This window comes from Vibrio diabolicus (genome assembly GCF_011801455.1).
In the GTDB taxonomy this organism is placed as follows: domain Bacteria; phylum Pseudomonadota; class Gammaproteobacteria; order Enterobacterales; family Vibrionaceae; genus Vibrio; species Vibrio diabolicus.
Genome location: NZ_CP042451.1, coordinates 2198264 through 2216841, shown reverse-complemented (window position 1 = coordinate 2216841; position 18578 = coordinate 2198264). Strand labels below are relative to the sequence as shown.

The window sequence follows — 18578 nt, the reverse complement described above, 5'->3', positions numbered from 1 at the left end:
TGTTGGTGAAAGGTTCGCTACAGTGCATTTGTACCCAACAACTGATTAATGAGCTTATTGTTCATAAAATAAGCCACAATAAGGAGCGACTTATGTCTCAAGCTGTATTTCATTTAGGTGTTACTGAAGCTGATCTTAATGGTGCGACTCTAGCCATCATTCCTGGTGATCCAGCGCGCGTTCAAAAAATCGCAGAACAAATGGAAAACCCAGTATTTCTAGCAAGTCACCGTGAATACACGCTATACCGTGCCGAATTAGACGGTAAACCTGTTGTGGTTTGTTCTACAGGTATTGGTGGCCCTTCTACCTCTATCGCAGTTGAGGAACTCGCGCAGCTTGGTGTTCGTACTTTCCTACGTGTTGGTACAACTGGCGCAATTCAACCGCATGTAAACGTAGGTGACATGATCGTAACGACGGGGTCAGTTCGCCTTGACGGTGCGAGCCTACACTTTGCGCCAATGGAATTCCCAGCAGTTGCTGACTTTGAAGTAGCAACTGCAATGAAAGCGGCAGTAGAAGAGTCTGGCGCTGCGGTTCACATGGGTGTGACAGCTTCAAGTGATACTTTCTACCCAGGTCAAGAGCGCTACGACACGTTCTCTGGTCGCGTTGTTAAGCGTTTCCAAGGTTCTATGCAAGAATGGCAAGACATGGGCGTACTTAACTTTGAGATGGAGTCTGCGACATTGCTAACAATGTGTGCGAGCTCTGGTCTAAAAGCAGGTTGTGTGGCGGGTGTAATCATCAACCGTACACAAAAAGAGATTCCAGATCATTCAACTCTGAAAGAGACGGAAGCTCGTTCAATTAAGGTGGTAGTAGAAGCAGCGCGTAAAATGCTGTAAGCCGCGATAATTGGCATTTTAAACAAACGGAAAAACCAGAGGCACGCCTCTGGTTTTTTTCTACCTATCTAAACCCACACTTAAAAATTAGGTATGAAAAAAGCAGCCTGTAACGCTGCTTTTGATCATTTTGAATTCTAGCTTTTATCACTGATACTAGATCTCGTCCGAGCCACCTGCGTCTTTAAACCAAGCCGTTAGGTGTGTTCTTAAGTCTTTAAGCTCATCAGGGCCAATCAGAGCTAGCCCCAAATCTTCTGCACGAGTAATGTCATTGTGACGAAGCGGTCGGAAGCTCACCAGCATTGCACGTGCTTGTAAACCACCTAGCAGATCTCTGAGGGATTCTAGCTTGTACAAGGTGTCATCGCCGTCATCTCGCATACCTTTGGTTTTACACTCAATGATGTGGAGCTTGTTGTTTACCACTGTTGCAACATCCAACTCATTGCGTACTTCACTTTCACCAAGTTTGCGATAAACCTGAACATTCAAAGAGCGATCTTGAATCGTCGGCATCGTATCTTGAATTTGCTTGACCGTGCTGTGTACCAGAGTCTCTAACCATTCACCGTTTGAAAAGCGGCGTGCATCTTCATCTGCAAACGTTAGAACGCCATTCTCATAAGTGGCGATTTGCGCTTCCACTAAGTCCGAAAGCAGCATGTTGAGCTCACGGTAGCCTTGTTGCTTTTCAGAAAGCTCCACATCAAGTTTTTGCTCTTTGCGGCATGTGGTTGCAAGGTAGTTAAGAGTCGCTAAGCCTGGACCAAGTTCAAGCGCATTTGAGGCCCAGCGTTCACCAAGTTCATACAGTTTTTTATCAAGAAGAGGAGGTAAATCAACGTGGTGGAACTCGCCGCGTGCGCCGAAGATAGTGAGGTAGTCAGCAATCGTAATGTGGTCTTCGACTTGAGTATCTTCTTTGCCATCTGGGTATAACCAGCAAAGCTTATCGCTACTTGGCTCAACCACAAAAATTGGCCAGCGATAGGTACGGAAAACCTCGTACACAGACAATAAGCGATGACGAAGACCGCAACTGGCGTTCAATTTCACATCTTCGCCGCGCTCATGGAGATCTTTTGCCAGTTTTTGAATCGCTTGTTTGATCAGCGAAGTATTGACGGCGGATGGGATTTCAAAAAATTCGGAAGTAATGTCTCGTTGCTCTAAAACGGCACTCAGTCGGTCAAATATATCTAACTGGCTCTTGTCTCCGATGAAGACGATATGTGTGCTTAGCGTACGATTATCTAATAGAGGAGTGACCAATCTCACTGGGTCTTGGTCGATAATACCAACATGAACAGCCATAGATTTTCCTTTTTATGAGGCCGCTCGAAAAGAGATGTGCAAGGGGATGAGCTGGCCATATTAATCATATGTAGACATGGCTGATAAAAAACAAGGGCGACTTAACAAAAAGTCGCCCTTATACAGTTGATTGCACTAATTAATGCTCAAATTTATAAATTATTTATAACTTAAAGCGGTGAACCAATTCATTCTGCTGATGAGCCAAGTGAGTCAGGGATTCACTGGTCTGTGCGATGCTCGACATAGCTTGGAAGCTTTCATCGGCGATACTATTGATATCTTCAATACTGCGTGCAATGTCTGCTGAGGTTTCACTTTGCTCTGCTGCCGCTTGCGAAATATGCGTACTCATTTGGCTGATTTCGATGATTAGCGCTTGAATCTCTTCCATTGAGCTGTTCGCTTTTGATGCTTGCTCAACAGACATCTCCATATCGCTCATACAGCTTTGTATTACTTGATTTGCTGACTGAGAGCTGGATTGCAGATTACTGATCATCGATTCAATTTCAGTGGTGGACTGAGTGGTTCTGGATGCAAGCACACGCACCTCATCGGCCACTACCGCAAAGCCGCGACCTTGTTCGCCAGCGCGAGCCGCTTCAATTGCTGCATTCAATGCCAGTAGGTTAGTCTGTTCAGCAATGTTGCGAATCACATCGAGGATAGAACCAATTTGACCACTCATTTTTTGAAGTTCAGAGACAGCGGAAACGGATTCGTTCAAACGCGTTTCCAGTTGATTTATGGTCGAGATATTGCTGCTCATGACATTTCTGCCGTCTTCAGAGGCTGATTCGACACGCTGCACCATTTCTAGTGAACCTTGTGCACTTTGAGCGACTTCTTGCACTGAGTGAGACATTTCCGTCATTGCGGTCGCAACGTTTGCTGTTTGCTCGCGTTGTGAGCTTAATTTGCTTTGCGCTTGCGAAGACGTGCTTTCGTTTGTTGCTGCGGTCGAAGATAGGTTCTCTGACGCTTCGTTGAGTTTCACTAGGATCTCGTGAAGACTGTCGGCGAGTGAGTTAATGTGTCCACTCACTCGGCTGAACTCGTTGTTATAGCGAATATCGATACGTTGTGTCATGTCACCTTCAGTCAGGCTTTCAAGCACTTTTAGAATACGAGTCAATGGCTCGCGAACGCTGTGCGCGATGTGGTAGCCAATCGCTGTGGCAAGTAGCACGACAACAACGCCAATGATGATGGCTTTTGTCACACCCGCAGAATAAATGTCACCAGCGTCTGCTAACGATTCATTAAGTTTATCCGTTGCGGTTGTCGTAAATTGCTCAAGAATCGCCATGGTTGAATCAACTTTATTCGCTAGGTTGGCGATGTTGTTGTATAGCGCTGCACGAGCATTGAGGTAATTATTGTGCTGGTCTAAGACACCTCCACGCATTCCGACGTCGCGTGTGAATTGTTCTACCGACTCACCAAATGCTGTTTTTAGTTCAGGTAATTGAGTAACTAAACCACGGAAAGCATAGTTCAAATGAGTCACTGCTTTGCGGTTTTTGGTCACGGCTTGTGTAACAAACTCAGGATCAGAGCTGGCGAGGGCATCAGAGGTTATAACTTCGGCATCTTTTAGCTTAATGAAGTAACTCTTCGCCATGACTTTGACAGAAATGCTGGTTTGATCTGCCACATATTCTTTAAGGCCGACCGACAACTCGGTATTCAGCTTTTGGAAGCGACGTGACGATTTTTGCACTTTTTCTTGCGCAGCGAACATCGCTTCGTAGTTGTCCATGGCTTCAAGAGCTTCAGTAAAATAGCTCTGCTCTAACGCTTTTAATTGTGAAAACGGTTCGGCAAGAGAGGGATAGATTTGGCTCGCAGTTTCCAGTTGACCCAAAGTGGATTCGAAACGTTGTTGAGATCTAGCAAATTCCTGACGCATTTCATCCATGCGTTGTTTATTCTCTGTCGTCAGAAAATCTTTAAACGATTTGTCGGCAGAAAGCAGTTCAACACTGGTTTGGTTAGATAACGATACCAGTGGTAGGGATGATTTAGACACGGTGCCAAACTTCCCGTGAATATCACTCATTCCTCCCATCATAATGGCAATTGTGACGGCAAATAGGATGATGATCAGAGCAAAGCCCGCATACATCCTTTTAATAACTGAACCTCGCATAAGTGAGCTTCCTCTCCCAAAAATAGACAAGCTACCCAAGAATTTTGAGCTTACTTGGGTATAAAAATAATAATTGTCTTAAAAAAGTAACAAAATTCATTGGATTGTATTGAGTTTGTGACGCGCATTTTATGACGCACACGACAAAAAAAGCTTCGTTAATTAGCGTTTGATTAATAATGTTAAGTGAACACTGTTTTTATTGAGCTCCGCTTTTGGTTGGCGCATACTAATTGGGGTCTAATTACCTTTATAAAATGGAGTCCTCATGGCGGAAGAAACGATCTTTAGTAAAATTATTCGTAAGGAAATCCCAGCCGATATTCTTTATCAAGATGAGTTGGTGACTGCGTTTCGCGATATTAACCCGCGCACACCGAGCCATATTCTCATTATTCCGAATAAATTGATCCCAACAACGAATGATGTTGAAGCTGAAGATGAAGCAATGATGGGGCGTTTGTTCACTGTTGCTAAAAAACTGGCGAAAGAGGAAGGCATTGCGGAAGACGGCTATCGCCTGATCGTTAATTGTAACCCGCACGGTGGCCAAGAGGTTTACCATATTCACATGCACCTATTAGGCGGTCGTCCTCTAGGTCCAATGGTATTGAGCTAAGCTTTAAAAAGTGGGTGGCGCAGTTCACCCACTTCTTTTTCCTGTCGAATGACACATTTGTGGAGATAAATGTGAAACTAGGTGTAAAGCTGTTAGGGCTGATGAGCTGGGCTTTAATGGCCTCTGGCTGCGCGAATTTGTCTGCGGGCAATCTGTTTAGTCACTACAGCAACCAGAATCAAGAAGTTTATCAAGCCGTTGTTGCAGGGGAATATGCGAAAGCGAAACAACTTCAATCGAGCGAAGTGGGTGGCGAGATACTTGGCAACTTTGAAAAGGGCCGTATTTCTTTTCTTGCTGAAGATTACCCGACAAGTTTGAAAGCACTGGAAAATGGTGATCGTGCCGTTCGTGTTCAGCAAGATCGCGCGACTATTTCTGTGTCAGAAACGGCAACGAGCGTCGGCTCTCTCGCAGTGAACGACAATCTCCAAGATTATCATCCCGCCGATTATGAACTTGGCTTTCTGCACCTTTATCTCGGGCTAAACTATTTACAGAAAAACGATTTGGAAGGGGCGCTTGTTGAAGTGCGTCGAGCCAATCAAGTTCAGGAAGCGGCAAGAAAGGCGCGTGAAAAAGAACTAAAAGCAGCAGAAAAAGACCTGAAAAAGCAAGGCATGTCTGCCAATTTAGGCAGTGTGTTGGCGAGCTACCCTGATGCTGGTAAAAAACTAAGCGCAGTACAAAACGGCTATTTGTTCTATCTTTCTGGCTTGTTATATGAAGCGTCACGAGATTTAAACAGTGCTTATGTTGATTACCGACGAGCACTCGCTGTGATGCCAGACAACAAACAAGTTGTTGAAAGCACGCTGTACGCCGCTAAGAAACTAGGCATGCGTGAAGACTTACGCATGCTAGAGAAACGGTATGGTAAAGCACCTTCTGGGTTAACTCAGTCTCAAGGTCGAGTCATCGTTATTGATGAACAAGGCGTTGTGGAGGCTTTGAAAGGTTGGCGTATTGATCTACCGATTTACGACAGTCGCGATAATGGGGCCATTTATTCGTTGGCGCTTCCTTATTATCCGAATCGGGGTGCTCAACGTTTTAGCGATGTGGTTTTAAATGGTCAGGTATTGCCTTCTAGCACGCTGACTGATGTTAATGCGATGGCACAAAACGATCTTAATGAACGTCTGACTACAATGGTGATCCGTCAAGCGCTTCGCGTTTGGGCAAAAGATCGAATCCGAAAAGAGGCGGCGAAAAAAGGCGATGATGTGGGTAACATACTTTTCAATGTATGGAACACATTGACCGAGCAGCCGGATACGAGAAGTTGGCAAACATTACCAGCGCAAGTGAAAACGGCATCAAAAGTCGTGAAACCGGGAACACAAAGTTTAAACTTGGGTGATCAAACCTATCAGTTTGAAGTGCCTGCACAGCAGACTACATTGGTATGGGTATCTCGTCAGGGAACACACTCAACCGTGTGGCATAAACAGCTAGGGAGACTGTAATGAAAGCATGGCTTATTTGTTTAGCAATGGCTATTGGTTTAGTTGGATGCGCCGAAAACACGGCTGGTATTCGAATTGATGGTCAAACGCAAAAAGTATTTTTTAATGATAACGTTTTGGGTAGTCGCTTATTAGTTGACAACATCACCACCACTTACGTTGATGATCGTCCACGTGGAGTGGTGCAACTAAGCAGTAACTATAAAGGTGACCAGCACATTCTTTACCGCTTCTATTGGTATGACAATAATGGTTTAGAAGTGAATACCAAGCCTGGCCCATGGCGCAAAATGATTGTGCGAGGGTTTGAGCAAGTCACGTTATCTGAAGTTACTGTGAATCCAAATGGCACCAAATTCCGTGTTCAAATTAGAGAAGCACAAGACAATTAATCTTAACGGCTTTGCCGAAGCTGCCGCGCTAACGATGCGCTGGTATTGAAAAACTAAGGAACTCTCATGAAAAAAAGTATTATTGCTCTTTTAGGTCTTGCCGTCATTTTGGGTGGCTGTTCTAACAAAGTCTCTTACGGCGATGCGCAAGCAACAGAAACCACGACTATCGATTTTGGCTCAACAGATTTACAAAAAATCGCGGCTGAAATGGTTGATAGCATGATGATGTCGGGTTCTGTAGCAGCAATTACTCGTGATCAACGTCCTATCGTTTTTGTTGAGCGAATTAAGAACAAGACCAGTGAACACATTGACACTGAATCCATTACCGACACTATTTCTACTAAGATGCTGAACTCTGGTAAGTTCCGCTTTGTTGATATGGATCGTGTTGAGTCTGTGCGTGAACAGCTTAACTTCCAAAACACGGATGAGCTGGTTAACCAAAGCACAGCGATCCAATTTGGTAAAATGGTGGGTGCGCAATACATGCTTTACGGTAACCTATCTAGCATCGTCAAAAATGCAGGTAGCGATAAAGATGTATACTACAAGATGACCATGCGCCTAATGGACCTAGAAACAGGTTTGATTGAGTGGGCGGATGAAACGGAAATTCGTAAAGCGCAATCGAAGAGCTTATTCGGTCTTTAATCGATACTGATGGAGAAGTCATCAATGGCATGGTTTTCTTGGCAACAAGCAAAACAGTTAGATCCGAGTCTTAATGCTCTCGATGGCTTCTTTACTGAGCCTCCGGTAAAAGTTCAAACCGTTACCGGGGGGCTAACCAACCGTTGTTGGCGGTTGGAATCCTCTCAAGGCCTTGTATACATCTGGCGACCGACCAGTAATGTTTGCAAGGCTTTTTCAATTTCTCGCCACAATGAATATCAAGTTCTGAATGCTATCTCTTCATTAGAAATTGGTCCTAAGCCAGTGTTTATCCACGAGCAAGGTTTACTGGTGGAATGGATCGAAGGGCAAGCACTTTCGGATGTAGGGCTACCAGTAAGAGATTTATTATCCATTGCGGCGACCATTCATCAGCACCCGCTCAGCGCGCTCCCTTTGGTTCCATTTTCTTATATTTCTCGCATCGATCATTATTGGCTTGAGCTTGACGGTCAGTATGCGGATACGGAATTTGAGGCTCTATACATGAAGTGGCGCACGGAACCGAGTGTAGCGCCGGTTCCACTAGCTCTTTGTCACTTTGACCTGGGGTGTTACAACCTCGTTCGGGGAGGTAGTGGGGTGAAAGTCATTGATTGGGAGTATGCTGGTATTGCTGACCCTAGACTTGATTTGACCTTGACTATTCAAGTCGAGGATGCGCCTGTGGAAGAGGCGGTGAAACAGTATTGCCAAATTCGAGGTATCGAAGATGTGTCTCTTTGGTTAAGTGGTGTAAAGGCGTGGCAGCCAAGAACCCTAGTGATGGCGATGCTTTGGTATTTACTGGCCTATAAATTGTGGGGAAATGAGCAATACTTAAACAGTGCGTATGAGTTGAAAGGCTCATTGTGTATGGAAGATCACTGTTTTGAGAACTCGTGATATTTTCCCCTTTAACAGTAAGGAAATAGTGGTAGTTTTAATAAAAGTACCAGATACACACAGGGAGAGGTACACATGATTATTTACTTACACGGCTTTGACAGTACAAGCCCGGGTAACCACGAAAAAGTTCTTCAACTGCAATTCATCGACGACGACGTTCGTTTTATCAATTACAGCACCCTTCACCCAAAGCACGACATGCAACACTTGTTAAAAGAGGTGTCTAAAGTTATCGATCAATCTGATGATCCAAACCCGTTAATCTGTGGGGTTGGTTTAGGTGGTTATTGGTCTGAACGAATTGGTTTTCTATGCGGTATCAAACAAGTGATGTTTAACCCGAACTTGCACCCAGAAAAAACGATGGCTGGTCGAATCGATCGCCCAGAAGAGTATGAAGATATCGCAACAAAATGTGTTGATCAGTTTCGAGCGAAAAATCAAGCTCACTGCTTGGTGATTTTATCCAAAGATGATGAAGTGCATGACAATGCGAAAACGGCAGCTGAGTTAGAAAAATACTATCAAATCATTTGGGACGAAACGCAGTCCCACAAGTTCAAAAAGATCTCTCACCATTTACAAGCGATGAAGGCATTTAAAAATACTTAAGAGTGTTTGAGTGTGAACAGTAAAGCGGCATTTTTTATCGGTTGCTTTGCTGCGACCCCCTTTTGTGAGTATGCCGAGTCCCTTTCTCTTTAAAGGCCTCATTTTTTGGTTTAGCGCTTAGATTATTGTGTTCTCCTTACCGTTTTCTTACTTCCATCCTATGTGGCACGAATACCTTGTTGTAGAGTAGTCGAAAAGTAGTCAATCCGTACTCGTCACACGGATTTTGGTTGCCTTCAAAGTACGTCTCTATATAATGAACCAGACTAAAATAATTTGATAAATATCAAAAAAAATTGAGAGCGAGTAATAAACTTGCCCAAAAACCTCTGGCGTCGTATGCGTACCAGACAAATATGCTGATTCCTAACAAGTTATTGATAGATAAAGAATAAAATTAGGCAGCAGTTTTTAATCCAAATAAATTGAGACACCTCTAAGAACCAAGAATTCATCGGTTGGATGTATGGCACAGCATGTCTGTGAGCCATATGTCGAGCTGAACCCCATATATTCATTTTTGTAGAGGAAAATCATTGTGACACGCATTATCGTTGTAGGCGGCGGTGCTGGTGGTCTTGAGTTGGCAACTAAGCTTGGCCGAACTCTAGGTCGCAAGAACCGTGCGCAAATTACGCTAGTAGATCGTAAAGCGAGCCACTTGTGGAAGCCATTATTGCATGAAGTTGCAACTGGCTCTTTGGACGAAGGGGTGGATGCTCTGAGTTATCGAGCTCATGCAAAAAACCACAGCTTCGACTTCCAAATGGGTAGCCTTCAAGACATCGACCGCGAACGTAAAGTGATCATCTTAAGTGAGCTTAAAGATGAGCATGGTGAGCTTCTGATGCCAAGCCGCGAGCTAGAATACGACATTCTGGTCATGGCGATTGGTTCAACATCAAACGACTTCAACACTCCTGGCGTTCGTGAGAACTGTATTTTCCTAGACAGTCCAGAACAAGCGCACCGTTTCCGCACAGAAATGAACAATGAGTTCCTAAAACTGCACGCGAAAAACGGTAACGGTACGGTGGATATCGCGATTGTTGGTGCTGGTGCAACTGGCGTTGAGCTATCTGCAGAACTACACAATGCCGTTAAAGAGCTGCGTACTTACGGCTTTGGCGATCTTGACTCTAGCAAGCTGAACGTCAACCTGATTGAAGCGGGTGAGCGTATTCTACCTGCGCTTCCTCCACGTATTTCGGCTGCTGCTCATCAGGAGCTGGTGAAGTTGGGCGTAAACGTACGCACGGCAACCATGGTGACTAAAGCTGAAAAAGATGGCCTCACCACGAAAGATGGTGAGAAGATCCCGGCACAAATCATGGTTTGGGCTGCGGGTATTAAAGCACCAGATTTTATTAAAGATATCGCTGGTTTAGAAACGAACCGTATCAACCAGCTGGTAGTGAAAAATACACTACAAACGACGCGTGATGATGACATTTTCGTTATTGGTGACTTAGCACAATGTACTCAGGCTGATGGTTCGTTTGTTCCACCACGTGCGCAAGCTGCGCACCAAATGGCAAGCCAAGCATTCAGCAACATCGTTGCGAAGATCAACGGACGCGAGCTGAAAGATTATGTGTATAAAGATCACGGCTCATTAGTGTCTCTAAGCCGTTTCTCTACCGTTGGTAGCTTGATGGGCAACCTAACCAAAGGGTCGATGATGGTAGAAGGCCGTATTGCACGTGTCGTTTATATCTCGTTATATCGAATGCACCTGATGGCGTTGCACGGCGTATTTAAAACCGGACTGATGATGCTCGTGGGCCGTATCAACCGAGTACTGCGTCCAAACCTTAAGCTTCACTAAGACGCCAAATTCACATCTACGCGGATTGCGCGGATGCTGTATCTTCGAAATATAAAAAGCCACCGCAAGTCGGTGGCTTTTTATTTATGTTAGATCTGCCGGTAAAAGTGAGTACACAACGCCATCCTTAGGCTTACCATGAAAAATAAACCGGTTTCTGGCGATGGTTTCTTTTTGTGCACCGACTGACTCAATTAAGGTTTGGCTTGCTTCGTTGTCGGGGTCACAGACAATTTCCAGTCGAGTTAAACTCAGCTTTGCAAAGCAGAATTCAGCCAAGGCTCTAACGGCTTCTTGAGCATAGCCCTGTCGTTGATAGCGGTCAGCAACCCAGTAGCCAATACTTGCCATATTAAACGTGTGATATAACTCGTTTACGGCGGCCATTCCTACTAGCGTGTTACTTTGTCGCTCATAGATACCGAAACCGAAAGCTTCTGTTTTTACCCAGTTAAGTCGGGTTGCCAACAGGAAGTCCTGTGCATCTTTCAACGTAATGTTTTGATTACACCAATCTAGCCACTGGTGTAGGGAAGGGGATTCTGCAAGCAAACGTTGTAGTAAGTGAGCTTCTTCAGAAGGGATGAGCTTGAGCGCTAAGCGGGGCGCAATGATTTCAAAATCTGGACTCATGAACTGATACGACTTCCATGTTGAGTTTAAGTAATTTGAAAACTGTCTACTTCATACTGTAACGCAGTTATTTTCCTTGCTCTGCGTTGGTTAGGAATAACTGAGGACATAACAGATAAAAACAAAGCGCAGCAAATGCTGCGCTTTGTTGAATCACTCGTGCTTATCGAACGCGACGAACTTGAATGATCATGCCCATCAATGGGTTGTCTAGGTAATGAGTCTCACTACTACGCATACGGCGTTTTTGATCCATTCGGTAGCTCTTGAGGAACTTTTCTTCTGTTATTGTAGGGGAGATTTCCGCCAAGTTACCGACTTGAACATTGCCATCGACCTCACCTAAATCATCCGCCAATTGCTCAGTTGAAGTTGGTTCAAAACGCACTTCTCTAACACTTGGCTCGCGCAGGTCTAGTGTCGTTTCAGCGAATAGATAATGCTGCACGTAAATTTGGAATCGGCCATCTAGTTCATACAAAGGACCGTTGACTGTCTCCTCACTGTAACCGTCAGTGGAAAATGTCTGAGTACTGCCATTGATTGGACTACCATCTGCGTGATAAGAATCAGAAAAATCTCGTCCACCAACAATACGGAAAATTGGGGCGCTAGATTTGCCTCGGTCACCTTGACGCCATGCTACGTGTTTAAGCACTTTAAACCCAGCATGGTTGTTTAATGCCGCTTCTTGCGCATTCAGGCGGAAAGATGAGCGTGGCAGTAGTGTTACACCTTTAGAGCGACGGTATGATTCACTCTCTAAGCTGCCGACATTTTCCATATCGATTTTTGGCAGTTGATTCGGCCAAGATTCAGTGGTGCTTTCAGCGTCGACTGCTCGCTTGAAAATGATCACTTCAATATCAAATTGACGCTGTGCCCAAGAAGGCATTGAGACACATAGAAGCAATAACGGGATCAGTATTCTCATTCGACTATTAGCTCGTTGGTAATAAATTCTGTTTAAAATCATTCAGTAAGTCTTGAACAAACTGAATGCGTTTACGTCGGTCCGCCAATGGTACGCTAAACTTGAACTTAGTTGGACCTTCCATTGCAAATTTTTGCGGCTGTGATTGCAGCAGTTTAACCAAATACGCTGGATTTATGTCAGCATCAGGGTAAAACTCGATAAATCCACCTTTATCATGGGCTTCTATCTTTTTCGCTTTTAGGCTACCAGCCGAAATTTTCAATTCTGAGACAGCAAGTAAGTTCTTCGTCGCGTCTGGAAGCAGTCCAAATCGATCGATAAGTTCCACTTTGAGCTCTGAGAGTTCTTCACCACTCGTAACGCTCGCAATACGTTTGTACATCGACAGTCGTGTATTCACATCCGGGATGTAATCGTCTGGCAAGAGCGCTGGGATTCGCATTTCAACTTCAGTTTGTTCACGAAGCAGCTCGTCCAAAGAAGGTTCTTTACCTTCTTTCAATGCTTGGACTGCTTGTTCCAGCATTTCCATGTACAGTGTAAAACCAACCGATTGAATTTGCCCACTTTGCTCGTCACCAAGCAGTTCACCAGCCCCACGGATTTCCAAGTCGTGAGTTGCTAGAGTAAAGCCTGCGCCTAAGTCTTCCAGTGAAGCAATCGCATCAAGACGCTTGATAGCATCTTTGGTCATGGCTTTTGGATGTGGCGTTAATAAGTAAGCATAGGCTTGATGATGAGAGCGTCCAACACGGCCACGCAATTGGTGCAGTTGCGCTAAACCAAGGTTGTCTGCACGATCCATAATAATAGTATTCGCCGTTGGTACGTCGATACCGGTCTCGATGATCGTTGTACACACCAACACATTAAAGCGCTGGTGGTAGAAATCATTCATGATGCGCTCTAGTTCGCGCTCACGCATTTGACCATGTGCCACGGTAATTCGTGCTTCAGGAATCAGCTTTTGCAAGTCTTCCGCGGTTTTCTCGATAGTTTCTACCTGATTGTGCAGGAAGTAAACCTGACCACCACGCATGATTTCACGCAGTACCGCCTCACGGACCACAGATTCTTCTCTTTGACGAACAAAGGTTTTGATGGCTAAACGACGCGCTGGAGGTGTCGCGATGATCGACAGATCGCGCATGCCACTCATGGCCATATTCAGAGTACGTGGAATTGGTGTTGCGGTAAGGGTAAGAATATCCACATCCGCACGCATTGCTTTGACTTTTTCTTTTTGACGAACCCCGAAGCGGTGTTCCTCGTCAACGATCAACAAACCTAAATCTTTGAATTTAATGTCGCTTGAAAGCAGCTTATGCGTACCGACGACAATATCGACTTTACCATCTGCAACGTCTTGCAAAATGACTTTTTGTTCTTTGGCAGACTTAAAGCGAGACAGTACTTCAACTCGGATTGGTAAGTTGGCAAAACGGTCACGGAAGTTTTCGAAATGCTGCTGAGCAAGCAGAGTTGTCGGTACGAGTACGGCGACCTGTTTACTGTTATCCGTTGCGACAAATGCTGCACGCATAGCGACTTCCGTTTTGCCAAAGCCCACGTCACCACACACTAGGCGATCCATCGCTTTTGCTTGGCACATGTCTGACAAGACGGCATTGATGGCCATCGCTTGGTCATCCGTTTCTTCAAATGGGAACGTTGCTTTAAACGTTGCGTATTGCCCACGATCTAGCTCAAATTTGAAGCCCGGTTTTAATTCTCGTTTAGCGTAAACATCCAGCAACTCAGCCGCGACATCACGCACTTTTTCTGCCGCTTTACGACGTGCTTTTGCCCAAGCCTCGCCACCCAATTTATGCAGTGGTGCACTTTCTTCAGCACCGCCTGAATAACGGCTAATAAGGTTTAGTGATGAAACTGGTACGTAGAGCTTGGCATCGTTTTGATACTCAAGGGTGACGTATTCCGTTTTCATGCCACCGGCTTCAAGTGTTTGTAAACCGATGTAGCGGCCAATACCGTGATCAATATGAACCACTGGTTGACCGGGTTTTAGTTCCGCAAGGTGGCGAATAACGGTGTCACTGTTGACTGCTTTTTTATCTTTGCGGCGTCGCTGGATAACGCGGTCACCAAGTAGATCACTTTCACAGATCAGAGCGAAGTTCAGCTCTTCGTGAATGAAACCATGCTCTGCAGCGCCTAAGATCAAACTGAAGCGATCACCCGAATCTAGAGCTTGGTAAAGTGAGCCATGTACGACTGGGCGAACTTTGATGCCTTGCAACAGTTCCGTTAGTGCTTCGCGACGACCTTCTGACTCTACCGAGAAAACAATTTTGCCGCTGAATTGCTCACTGAATTGACGAAGACGCGAAAGCGGTTCTTTATTTTGTTGCTGAACGCCAAGCTCGGCTAACGATTGTACTGGCAGGTTTTGACGACCAGCACGCTTCACCACTTTCTCTAGGCTCAATTGAGCCATAGGGAGCTGTTTTAGTTGGCTGAAGAGTTCGTCTTTTTTCAGCCAAAGTTGTTCAGGAGTCAAAAGAGGACGTAGTGGATCAACTTTTTTCTGGTCGTACCGATATTCGACATCGGTTAAGAAAGTATCGACCGCAGATTCAATATCACCATATGTGATGACTTGAGAGTCTTCTGGCAAATATTCAAATAAAGTCTCGGTATGGTCAAAAAACAGCGGTTGCCAATACTCAATACCAGCGGGCCAAGTGCCTTTGGTCACTTGCATGTAGATCGATTCTGGCTCTCGGCGTGCTTCAAATTGGGTGCGCCAACGTGTACGAAAATCCTCAATCGCTTCTTTAGTGGTTGGGAATTCATGTGCAGGCAGCAATTGGATTTGCTGAATATCGTCGATAGAGCGTTGGTTCTCTGGATCAAACGTGCGAATGGTATCTATCTCATCATCAAAGAAGTCGATGCGATACGGGTCATCGCTGCCCATAGGAAAGAGATCCAGAATCGACCCACGGCTCGCGTATTCACCTGGCCCAAATACTTGGTCAACGTGGCGGTAGCCCGAATTTTCAAGTTGTACACGTAGTTTCTCAAGCGAGAGTTGATCGCCGGTTTTCACCATTAAGGTATGTTGCAACAGAAAATCACGTGGCGACTGTCGCTGCAGCACCGTACTGACCGGCACGATGGTAATACCATTGCGTTGGCTTGGCAGTTGGTATAGGCGCGCGATACGCTCAGAGATGATTTCTTGATGCGGAGAAAAGTTATCGTAAGGCAGCGTTTCCCAATCAGGGAACAGGCTTACTGTTTGGTCGGTGAATTGTTCAATCTCCGCTTGAAGCTTTAAAGCTATTTGCGGGTCAGGCACGACGAGTAGCGAGTGACTCGAATGCTGCTTGGCTAGCTCAGCGATAGCTAGAGGTAGAGCCGCGCCCGGTAAATTACCTAGCTGTTTTTTGTCGCCACGCTCAGAAGGATTGGTGACGGAAAGAATCGTTGCTTTTGTCATAGGAGTTATTTTTTATCTCGCTCCATCGAGCGCTGACGTAAAAGTTTTTGTTGTTGATATAGTGCCGCTTTTATGAGCAAATCTTGGTCAGATTCACGTAGCATCTTATATCTAAGAGTGATAATGAAATCTTGCTCTGAAGCATCACATTCTTCTACTTGAGCGTAACCGTAAATCGCTGCAGCAGGATGATCGAGAAACAGTTTAACACGAACGAGTTGTTGGGCAGATAGCGCTGTATCTGAACGGTAACTGAGTTGGCTGGCACCAAACTTCGTGGTTTGGTATCGAATGGAGGCGTCATCTTGTTGTGAAAGCATAAAGCTCAACAAGAGGTTAAGTTTCGCGTTTTGCGTATCAAGCAAGTTAATCACATGCTTTAAATCTTTGTTTTTTAGCTCTAGACGTGCACTGTCTGCCAACATATCTAGATGGCTAAATTCGCTGGCAACAATAAACGGTGCTGGAATTTCGGAGACAAAGGTTTCTTCATCTGGCAAAGCAAAATCCGCACTCAACGTTTCGACGTTGATAGTGAGATTATGATGGACGGTAAAGTATTCTTGCTCTGTCATATAGTCGGTCCTTTTGCCAGCGAGCGCTCCCTGTTTACTCAACAAACAAAGAGAAGTAGGGCACTGATTATCGCTAACTGAATGAAGTTATCAAGTTTACCTGATTTGTCCTTGAACTTTTTGCCCTAAATACAGACTTATTGCATGTCGTTGACAAATTTAGCGATTCTCTTGTCTTCTTAATGAGAAGAGTAAGGTAAGATAATCTGCTAAAGCTTTATATCAAAACAACCAGTTGGTTTGTCTTATATGTATCATCCTATCTCATTATTTATTGGTTTGAGATATCTTCGGGGACGCTCTGGGGATAGGTTCAGCCGATTTGTTTCTTATATGTCGACGGCGGGTATTACTATCGGTGTAATGGCGTTGGTGACGGTTCTTTCTGTGATGAATGGGTTCGAATCGCAGTTAAAAGAGCGCATTTTAGGTGTGCTGCCTCACGCTGTTGTTTCACAACACGATGGAAAAACGCCGTTGACCGAGTCTGCCCCTCCATTTGTTCAAGCGATGTCGAGTGAATCTGAACCGGAGCCTATCGTTCGTGGAGAGGCTGTAATTCAGAGTTCTGCGCAACTGACGGCAGGTTATCTCATTGGCATTGAACCAAAGAAAGGCGATCCGATTAGCAACCATTTGATTGCTGGGCGATTATCGTCACTTCAAGCGGGCGATTACAACGTCTTTTTAGGTCATAGCTTGGCGCGCTCGCTAAAGGTATCAATGGGGGATAAAGTGCGCTTAATGGTGACCAACGCGACGCAGTTTACCCCACTTGGCCGTATTCCTAGCCAGCGCAATTTTACTGTCGCTGGTATTTTCAATACGGGATCGGACGTTGATGGTCAATTAATGATTGTTAACATGACGGATGCATCTAAGCTGATGCGTTTTCCGAAAGACACGGTTTCTGGTTGGCGTGTCTTTTTCTCTGATCCATTTATGGTGACGGATTTTGCTGATCAACCCATGCCTGACGGGTGGCAATGGAGTGATTGGCGTGAGCAGCGTGGTGAGCTTTTCCAAGCGGTGAAAATGGAAAAGAACATGATGGGACTCATGCTAGGTCTGATAGTGGGCGTTGCTGCATTCAATATTATCTCCGCCTTAATCATGGTGGTGATGGAGAAACAATCAGAAGTCGCAATATTGAAAACTCAAGGCATGACTCAATCTCAAGTGATGACCATTTTCATGGTACAAGGGGCGAGCAGCGGTGTAATTGGCGCGATTGTCGGTGGCGCTGCGGGCGTGATCTTGTCACTTAACCTGAATGCGATTCTTGAATCTGCCGGTGTGGCGCTATTCAGTTTCGGTGGCCATCTACCTATTTTGATTGATTCACTGCAAATTCTTTTAGTGGTGGTGTTGGCGATTGCTCTTAGCCTCGCTGCTACGCTTTATCCTTCTTATCGAGCATCTTCTGTTAAACCTGCTGAGGCACTTCGCTATGAATAAGCTATTAGAATGTCGTGATATTCGTAAAGTCTACCGAGAGGGTTCGTTAGATACGGAAGTGTTGAAAGGCGTAAGTTTCGATATCGACAAAGGGGAGTTGGTTTCTATTGTTGGCTCTTCTGGTTCGGGAAAAAGTACCTTATTGCATATTTTAGGGGCGTTAGATGACGCAACTCATGGTGAAGTTGATTTTCTAGGGCAAAACCTATCGGCTTTAAGTTCGAATAAACAGGCGGCTTTACGCAACAAGCACCTTGGTTTTGTATACCAGTTCCATCACTTGTTAGCTGATTTTACTGCGCTTGAAAACGTGGCGATGCCACTGATGATTGGCGGCGCTAAAGTAGCGGATGCAAAACAGGCGGCTAAAGCGTTGTTAGATAAAGTTGGTTTGAGTCATCGGATGCAACACAGGCCTTCTGAGTTATCGGGCGGTGAGCGTCAACGTGTTGCGATTGCGCGTGCATTGGTGAATAAACCTGATCTGGTTTTGGCCGATGAACCTACGGGGAACTTAGATCACAATACGGCACTGTCTATCTATGATTTGATGCGCGAGCTCAATAAAGAGTCAAACATTGCATTTTTGGTTGTCACGCATGACAAAGAGCTGGCAGCGAAAATGGATCGTCAAATGCACATGCAAGATGGTTTACTCGTAGATCGTTTTGTGACTGATACTGCGTCTGCGGAGGGCTAA

General features: G+C 45.1%; 16 protein-coding genes. 10 read left to right on the top strand and 6 right to left on the bottom strand.

Annotated features, from left to right (window positions below; translation table 11 throughout):
• Nucleotides 1-92 precede the first annotated feature (92 nt).
• On the top strand, nucleotides 93-851 hold the full coding sequence (udp, locus tag FR741_RS10500) for a uridine phosphorylase (RefSeq protein WP_012842006.1): 759 nt from the start codon (nucleotides 93-95) through the stop codon (nucleotides 849-851).
• 156 nt (nucleotides 852-1007) lie between these two features.
• Here udp and FR741_RS10495 read toward each other — a convergent pair whose 3' ends face one another.
• Both FR741_RS10495 and FR741_RS10490 read right to left on the bottom strand, forming a co-directional pair.
• Entirely contained in the window at nucleotides 1008-2168 is a 1161-nt protein-coding gene (locus FR741_RS10495; protein ID WP_005390608.1) for a DUF1887 family protein, read from the bottom strand.
• Nucleotides 2169-2331: 163 nt separating this feature from the next.
• Nucleotides 2332-4323: a methyl-accepting chemotaxis protein gene (locus FR741_RS10490; protein WP_167426761.1), complete on the bottom strand. Its 1992-nt coding sequence runs from the start codon at nucleotides 4321-4323 to the stop codon at nucleotides 2332-2334.
• A 268-nt stretch (nucleotides 4324-4591) separates the two neighbouring features.
• On the opposite strand from FR741_RS10490, the gene hinT reads away from it, so the two are divergent.
• The 7 genes from hinT (at nucleotide 4592) to FR741_RS10455 (ending at nucleotide 10809) form a co-directional block, all read left to right on the top strand.
• The gene (gene hinT / locus FR741_RS10485; protein ID WP_005390611.1) at nucleotides 4592-4942 is read left to right on the top strand and encodes a purine nucleoside phosphoramidase; all 351 of its coding nucleotides are present in this window, start codon (nucleotides 4592-4594) and stop codon (nucleotides 4940-4942) included.
• 71 nt (nucleotides 4943-5013) lie between these two features.
• Nucleotides 5014-6411 carry a COG3014 family protein gene (locus FR741_RS10480; protein ID WP_048626171.1) on the top strand — a complete coding sequence of 466 codons (1398 nt, stop codon included), beginning with the start codon at nucleotides 5014-5016 and terminating at the stop codon, nucleotides 6409-6411.
• On the top strand, nucleotides 6411-6803 hold the full coding sequence (locus FR741_RS10475) for a YcfL family protein (protein WP_005390620.1): 393 nt from the start codon (nucleotides 6411-6413) through the stop codon (nucleotides 6801-6803). Before FR741_RS10480 ends, FR741_RS10475 begins: the two co-directional genes overlap by 1 nt.
• 66 nt (nucleotides 6804-6869) lie before the next feature.
• Nucleotides 6870-7460, top strand: coding sequence for a penicillin-binding protein activator LpoB (lpoB, locus tag FR741_RS10470; RefSeq protein ID WP_005378467.1), 591 nt, complete (start codon nucleotides 6870-6872; stop codon nucleotides 7458-7460).
• A 24-nt stretch (nucleotides 7461-7484) separates the two neighbouring features.
• Complete coding sequence (thiK, locus tag FR741_RS10465; protein ID WP_167426760.1) at nucleotides 7485-8366, top strand: thiamine kinase; 882 nt, start codon at nucleotides 7485-7487, stop codon at nucleotides 8364-8366.
• Between the two features lie 75 nt (nucleotides 8367-8441).
• A complete protein-coding gene (gene ycfP, locus FR741_RS10460; protein WP_012842003.1) occupies nucleotides 8442-8981 on the top strand; it encodes an alpha/beta hydrolase YcfP in 540 nt (179 codons plus the stop codon).
• 538 nt (nucleotides 8982-9519) lie between these two features.
• The gene (locus FR741_RS10455; RefSeq protein ID WP_006742157.1) at nucleotides 9520-10809 is read left to right on the top strand and encodes an NAD(P)/FAD-dependent oxidoreductase; all 1290 of its coding nucleotides are present in this window, start codon (nucleotides 9520-9522) and stop codon (nucleotides 10807-10809) included.
• Nucleotides 10810-10893: 84 nt separating this feature from the next.
• Here the strand turns inward: FR741_RS10455 and FR741_RS10450 are convergent, their stop codons facing one another.
• The 4 genes from FR741_RS10450 to FR741_RS10435 all read right to left on the bottom strand — a co-directional run bounded on the left by FR741_RS10450 (nucleotide 10894) and on the right by FR741_RS10435 (nucleotide 16420).
• Nucleotides 10894-11442 carry a GNAT family N-acetyltransferase gene (locus FR741_RS10450; protein ID WP_005390628.1) on the bottom strand — a complete coding sequence of 183 codons (549 nt, stop codon included), beginning with the start codon at nucleotides 11440-11442 and terminating at the stop codon, nucleotides 10894-10896.
• A gap of 163 nt (nucleotides 11443-11605) precedes the next feature.
• Nucleotides 11606-12376 carry a peptidoglycan binding protein CsiV gene (locus tag FR741_RS10445; RefSeq protein ID WP_074191059.1) on the bottom strand — a complete coding sequence of 257 codons (771 nt, stop codon included), beginning with the start codon at nucleotides 12374-12376 and terminating at the stop codon, nucleotides 11606-11608.
• A 7-nt stretch (nucleotides 12377-12383) separates the two neighbouring features.
• The gene (mfd, locus tag FR741_RS10440; RefSeq protein WP_167426759.1) at nucleotides 12384-15845 is read right to left on the bottom strand and encodes a transcription-repair coupling factor; all 3462 of its coding nucleotides are present in this window, start codon (nucleotides 15843-15845) and stop codon (nucleotides 12384-12386) included.
• A 5-nt stretch (nucleotides 15846-15850) separates the two neighbouring features.
• The gene (locus FR741_RS10435; RefSeq protein WP_047008532.1) at nucleotides 15851-16420 is read right to left on the bottom strand and encodes a hypothetical protein; all 570 of its coding nucleotides are present in this window, start codon (nucleotides 16418-16420) and stop codon (nucleotides 15851-15853) included.
• 249 nt (nucleotides 16421-16669) lie between these two features.
• Here FR741_RS10435 and lolC point away from each other — a divergent pair, with 249 nt between their 5' ends.
• Both lolC and lolD read left to right on the top strand, forming a co-directional pair.
• Nucleotides 16670-17878 (top strand): lipoprotein-releasing ABC transporter permease subunit LolC, encoded by a 1209-nt coding sequence (gene lolC / locus FR741_RS10430; RefSeq protein ID WP_167426758.1) that lies wholly within the window; start codon nucleotides 16670-16672, stop codon nucleotides 17876-17878.
• Nucleotides 17871-18578 (top strand): lipoprotein-releasing ABC transporter ATP-binding protein LolD, encoded by a 708-nt coding sequence (gene lolD / locus FR741_RS10425; protein ID WP_005378457.1) that lies wholly within the window; start codon nucleotides 17871-17873, stop codon nucleotides 18576-18578. The genes lolC and lolD overlap by 8 nt, the downstream gene beginning before the upstream one ends.

Excerpts from the sequence above, each read along its gene's own strand:
- lolC (WP_167426758.1), top strand. The coding sequence starts at position 16,670 with ATGTATCATCCTATCTCATTATTTATTGGTTTGAGATATCTTCGGGGA.
- FR741_RS10495 (WP_005390608.1), bottom strand. The coding sequence starts at position 2,168 with ATGGCTGTTCATGTTGGTATTATCGACCAAGACCCAGTGAGATTGGTC.
- udp (WP_012842006.1), top strand. The coding sequence starts at position 93 with ATGTCTCAAGCTGTATTTCATTTAGGTGTTACTGAAGCTGATCTTAAT.
- mfd (WP_167426759.1), bottom strand. The coding sequence starts at position 15,845 with ATGACAAAAGCAACGATTCTTTCCGTCACCAATCCTTCTGAGCGTGGC.
- FR741_RS10445 (WP_074191059.1), bottom strand. The coding sequence starts at position 12,376 with ATGAGAATACTGATCCCGTTATTGCTTCTATGTGTCTCAATGCCTTCT.
- FR741_RS10475 (WP_005390620.1), top strand. The coding sequence starts at position 6,411 with ATGAAAGCATGGCTTATTTGTTTAGCAATGGCTATTGGTTTAGTTGGA.
- thiK (WP_167426760.1), top strand. The coding sequence starts at position 7,485 with ATGGCATGGTTTTCTTGGCAACAAGCAAAACAGTTAGATCCGAGTCTT.
- FR741_RS10490 (WP_167426761.1), bottom strand. The coding sequence starts at position 4,323 with ATGCGAGGTTCAGTTATTAAAAGGATGTATGCGGGCTTTGCTCTGATC.
- lolD (WP_005378457.1), top strand. The coding sequence starts at position 17,871 with ATGAATAAGCTATTAGAATGTCGTGATATTCGTAAAGTCTACCGAGAG.
- ycfP (WP_012842003.1), top strand. The coding sequence starts at position 8,442 with ATGATTATTTACTTACACGGCTTTGACAGTACAAGCCCGGGTAACCAC.
- lpoB (WP_005378467.1), top strand. The coding sequence starts at position 6,870 with ATGAAAAAAAGTATTATTGCTCTTTTAGGTCTTGCCGTCATTTTGGGT.
- hinT (WP_005390611.1), top strand. The coding sequence starts at position 4,592 with ATGGCGGAAGAAACGATCTTTAGTAAAATTATTCGTAAGGAAATCCCA.
- FR741_RS10435 (WP_047008532.1), bottom strand. The coding sequence starts at position 16,420 with ATGACAGAGCAAGAATACTTTACCGTCCATCATAATCTCACTATCAAC.
- FR741_RS10450 (WP_005390628.1), bottom strand. The coding sequence starts at position 11,442 with ATGAGTCCAGATTTTGAAATCATTGCGCCCCGCTTAGCGCTCAAGCTC.